Here is a 4,553-nt window from a genome sequence, read left to right as displayed (position 1 = left end):
CGGAGCGGACAGCCTGCTGCCCCATATGAAAGCCAAAGTTCTAATTGCGGACAAGGGTTATGATGCCCCAAAAAGGGTAGTCAATCCCTTGTTGGATTTGGGCAAACAGGTCGTGATACCGAGTTTGCGCAACCGCAAATACCGGCGGGAGTATGACAAGGATTTGTACCGCAAACGGCATTTGATTGAGAACTTCTTTGCCCGTTTGAAACAATACCGTGCGCTTGCTACCCGTTATGACAAGACGGCAACAGCTTTTTTGGGGGGAATTTATTTGGCTGCTGTCGTCTCTTGGATTAATTGATGACACGCCCTAGATTTTCATTAGAAAAGATTAAGTGATGACACACCCAGTCATCGGTTGCGGAACGGGCTGTCGTTGTGCAGGCGTTCGCGTTCGAAATGCTCGAAAAAACGCAGGGTTTCCGCTTCATCGATGGGGTGGTGGCTGAGTTGGTCGGGAGAGATGTCGGCGGCGTATTCGGTAACGGGGGCAGGGGCTTGTGTGTGCCATTCGGCTTGAAAGCGTGTCCATGTTTCGTCCAGCAGTGCCAGCAGAGTGGCGTGGCGGTTGGCAAAGGCGTTCAGGCAGGCATCGTCAGCCGTTTGAAAAAGCCGGCGCAGGGTTTCGGGGGGCATCATCGGCGTGGTCTCCATGGGTGGGAGCGGGTGGGCGGCGGCGGGAAGACGCTGGTGTGCGGCTCGGACGGCAGTCGGCGCAAGCGGCGCACGATGTGCCACTGCCGCCACAATGCGCCCGCACAGGCAGCAAACAATAAAGGCTGGCACAAGGCGGTCAACAAGTGGGCAAACGGTACGAACGACACCGTTTGCCGCCCGTTTGTCCAATCCCACAGGGCATAAGCCCACAACCGTACGGAAGGCAGGGTCAATGCCAGCATCAGCACGATGCCCGCCACCCGCGCCGCATTCCATGTGCGGATTTCGCCGCGTTCGTTGCAGCGTTGCAATTGCAGCAGCGAAGCGGTGGCGAATACCGCGCACAGCCACATGGTGCCGCTTGTCAGGGGTTGCAGCCAGCCGAACGCCGCCTGCCCCGCCAAACCGGCAGGCGCGGGGCGCATGATGTCGGCAATATTGGCAAGCAGCCCCGCCAGCAGGCTGCCCAAAAAATACAGCGCCACCATCAGGGTGAGAAAACGGTTCACATCGGCATCCTTGTGTGCTTTCGGCATGGTCGGTTTTCACTATATCGCGTCTGTTGCGTGCCGTCAAACGCGCTATAATCGCCGTTTTTCCCGAAAGTTGCTTTGGAATGATGTGGCAAACCCTGCAAAAAATGTTCCGTTGGTTTGAAACCCGTGTCGAGACCTATCCAGATGATGCACCCGCGCCGCCGCCCGCACGCGGGATTGCCGCCTTCGTGTGGGCGGGGACGGCGGGCATGCGCGGCTGGCTGGCATTATTGGTTTTGCTGGTCGGCATGTTCAGCGTGCTGGAAGCGATGTTGTTTCACTTTATGGGCGTGCTGGTGGACTGGCTGGGGCAGTACGCCCCCGATGAGCTGTTTGCCGAAAAAGGCGGCGCCTTGGCGGGCATGGCACTGTTGGCGGTGCTGCTGGCGGTGTGCCGCTTTTTTGCCCAAACCGTGCGGCTGCAAACCCTGCAAGGCGTGTTTCCCATGCGCTTGCGCTGGCAATTCCACCGCCACATGCTGAACCAGTCGCTGGCGTTTTACCACAACGAATTTGCCGGACGGGTGTCTGCCAAAGTGATGCAAACGGCGTTGTCGGTACGCGATACCGTGATGCTGCTGATTGAAATGCTGGTGTATGTGGGCGTGTATCTGGTGGCAACGGGGGTGATTGTGTCGGCACTCGATGCGCGTTTGCTCATACCTTTTGTGCTGTGGGCGGTGCTGTTCGGCATGATGATGCGCGTACTGATTCCCCGCATCGGGCGGGCGGCGCAGCAGCAGGCAGACGCCCGCAGCCTGATGACGGGGCGCATTACCGATGCCTATACCAACATCGCCATTGTGAAACTGTTTTCGCACGGCCGCCGCGAAGCCGCCTATGCCAAAGACTCGATGGAAGACTTCATGCACACCGTCCACCGCCAAATGCGTTTGGCAACCCTGATGAGCAGCGCATCTGCCTGCATCGGCATCGGTTTGGTGCTGGCAACGGCGGCACTGGGGCTGATGCTGTGGCAACAAGGCGCATTGGGCGCGGGCGCGGTGGCAACGGCGGTGGCACTGTCGCTGCGTTTGAAAGACTTTTCCGCGCACATCATGTGGGAATCGGCACAACTGTTCGAACACATCGGCGTGGTGGCGGACGGCATGGGCACACTCTCGCACCCGCACGGCGTTACCGACAAAGCAAATGCGGGCGAGCTGACGGTCGTGCAAGGCGAAATCCGTTTTGAAAACGTAGACTTCCGCTATGAAGACGGACGCCCCTTGTTTGAAAATTTCAACCTGACCGTAAAAAGCGGCGAAAAAGTCGGCTTGATTGGGCGGAGCGGCGCGGGCAAATCCACCTTGGTCAATCTGCTGCTGCGCTTTTACGACACACAGGGCGGGCGCATCACCATTGACGGGCAGAACATCGCCGACGTGCGCCAAGAAAACCTGCGCCAACACATCGGCTTGGTAACGCAAGACACGGGCTTGCTGCACCGCTCGGTGCGCGACAACATCATCTACGGCCGTCCCGACGCATCTGATGACGACATGCGCCGCGCCGCCGAACAAGCGGAAGCCGCCGCCTTTATCGCCGAACTGGGCGACCAAACGGGGCGCACGGGCTACGATGCCCATGTCGGCGACCGTGGCGTAAAGCTCTCCGGCGGACAACGCCAACGCATCGCCATTGCCCGCGTGATGCTCAAAAACGCCCCCGTGCTGGTGTTGGACGAAGCCACCAGCGCACTCGATTCCGAAGTGGAAAACGCCATTCAAAGCAGCCTTGACACCATGATGCAGGGCAAAACCGTCATCGCCATCGCCCACCGCCTTTCCACCGTTGCCGCGATGGACAGGCTGATTGTGCTGGACAAAGGGCGCATTGTCGAACAGGGCAGCCACGCCGAACTGTTGGCGCAAAACGGTCTGTATGCCAAATTGTGGGCGCACCAAAGCGGCGGCTTCCTGCCCGAACAGTGGTCGGAAAGCTGAAAACATTTGCCAAAATCAGGGCGTTCTGCAACAATCGCCGCGCCCCCTGATTTTTTTCGGAGAACCGATGATGACTACCCCCAAAACCACCCCCTTTCACCAAGCCCACCAAGACGCAGGCGGCAAACTGGTCGATTTTGCCGGCTGGGAACTGCCCGTCAATTATGGCTCGCAAATTCAGGAACACGAAGCCGTGCGCACCGATGCGGGCATGTTTGACGTGTCGCACATGCTGGTGTCCGATGTGAAAGGCGAAAACGCCAAAGCCTTTTTCCGCAAACTGCTGGCGAACGATGTTGCCAAATTGTCTTTTGTCGGCAAGGCCTTGTATTCCGCCATGCTTAACGGACAGGGCGGCGTGATGGACGATTTGATTGTTTACCGCGCCAACGAAGCCGAAACCGCCTACCGCATCGTGTCCAACGCCGCCACCCGCGAAAAAGATTTGGCGCAATTCAACGCCATCGGCGCGGCATTCGGCGTGGACATCACCCCGCGTTACGACTTGGCGATGCTGGCGGTGCAAGGCCCCAAAGCCGTTGAAAAACTGTTGAAAGTCAAACCCGAATGGGTGGACACCGTGCGCGGTTTGGCGGTGTTTCAAGGCGCGGATTTGGGCGGAAACTGGTTTGTCGCCCGCACCGGCTACACCGGCGAAGAGGGCGTGGAAGTGATTTTGCCCGCCACCGAAGCCAACACCTTTTTCGCCGCCCTGCGCGAAGCGGGCGTGCAACCTTGCGGCTTGGGTGCGCGCGACACCCTGCGCATGGAAGCGGGCATGAATCTGTACGGGCACGATATGGACGAAGACACCAGCCCCCTGCGTGCGGGCATGGGCTGGACGGTGGATTTGAAAGACGAAAACCGTGATTTTGTCGGCAAAACCGCTTTGGTCGCGCTGAAAAATGCGGGTGTGGACGTGAAACAGGTCGGGCTGCTGCTGGAAACGCGCGGCGTGTTGCGCGAAGGCATGGCGGTGGTCACGCCGCACGGCGAGGGCGTGATTACAAGCGGCACATTCTCGCCCAGCCTGAAGCAATCCATCGCCATCGCCCGCGTGCCGAAAGACACGGGCGACACCGCGCAGGTGGACATTCGCGGCACGCTGACGGAGGTGCGCGTGTTGAAACTGCCGTTTGTTCGCAATGGTAAGAAGTTGTTTGATTAATTGCTTGCGCTGAAATCAAAATCCTTGCAAGGTGTGTTGTCTTGCAAGGATTTTTTGTGCAGTATGGTTAGGGCGTGTCATCAATAAGCCGAAAAACCTCTGCACCGTCATTCCCGCGCAGGTGTCGGTTGGGTTGGCGCGAAGCGCAAACCCGACAAAATCCATAAATTTTCGGAAAAATGTTGGGTTTTCACTTCGTTTCAACCCAAGCTACGCTTGCTTCACAAACATCAGGCAGTGGAT

General features: G+C 58.3%; 5 protein-coding genes. 3 read left to right on the top strand and 2 right to left on the bottom strand.

Features of this window, described 5'->3' with window-relative positions:
- Window positions 1–304: IS5/IS1182 family transposase (locus G392_RS0109525; RefSeq protein WP_027010041.1), on the top strand; the 304-nt coding region annotated here is incomplete at its 5' end.
- Window positions 305–354: 50 nt separating this feature from the next.
- Here G392_RS0109525 and G392_RS0109520 read toward each other — a convergent pair.
- Both G392_RS0109520 and G392_RS0109515 read right to left on the bottom strand, forming a co-directional pair.
- Window positions 355–642, bottom strand: a complete 288-nt coding sequence (locus G392_RS0109520; protein WP_156900890.1) for a hypothetical protein — start codon at window positions 640–642, stop codon at window positions 355–357.
- The gene (locus G392_RS0109515; protein ID WP_027010039.1) at window positions 639–1,196 is read right to left on the bottom strand and encodes a hypothetical protein; all 558 of its coding nucleotides are present in this window, start codon (window positions 1,194–1,196) and stop codon (window positions 639–641) included. The genes G392_RS0109520 and G392_RS0109515 overlap by 4 nt, the downstream gene beginning before the upstream one ends.
- Window positions 1,197–1,276: 80 nt before the next feature.
- Here G392_RS0109515 and G392_RS0109510 point away from each other — a divergent pair, with 80 nt between their 5' ends.
- A complete protein-coding gene (locus G392_RS0109510) occupies window positions 1,277–3,142 on the top strand; it encodes an ABC transporter ATP-binding protein (RefSeq protein WP_027010038.1) in 1,866 nt (621 codons plus the stop codon).
- A 70-nt stretch (window positions 3,143–3,212) separates the two neighbouring features.
- Window positions 3,213–4,310, top strand: a complete 1,098-nt coding sequence (gene gcvT / locus G392_RS0109505; protein ID WP_027010037.1) for a glycine cleavage system aminomethyltransferase GcvT — start codon at window positions 3,213–3,215, stop codon at window positions 4,308–4,310.
- Window positions 4,311–4,553 lie beyond the last annotated feature (243 nt).

It is taken from the genome of Conchiformibius kuhniae DSM 17694 (genome assembly GCF_000428785.1).
Taxonomy (GTDB): Bacteria; Pseudomonadota; Gammaproteobacteria; order Burkholderiales; family Neisseriaceae; genus Conchiformibius; species Conchiformibius kuhniae.
The sequence above is the reverse complement of the archived record's forward strand: the minus strand, read 5'-3'. Positions and strand labels throughout refer to the sequence as shown.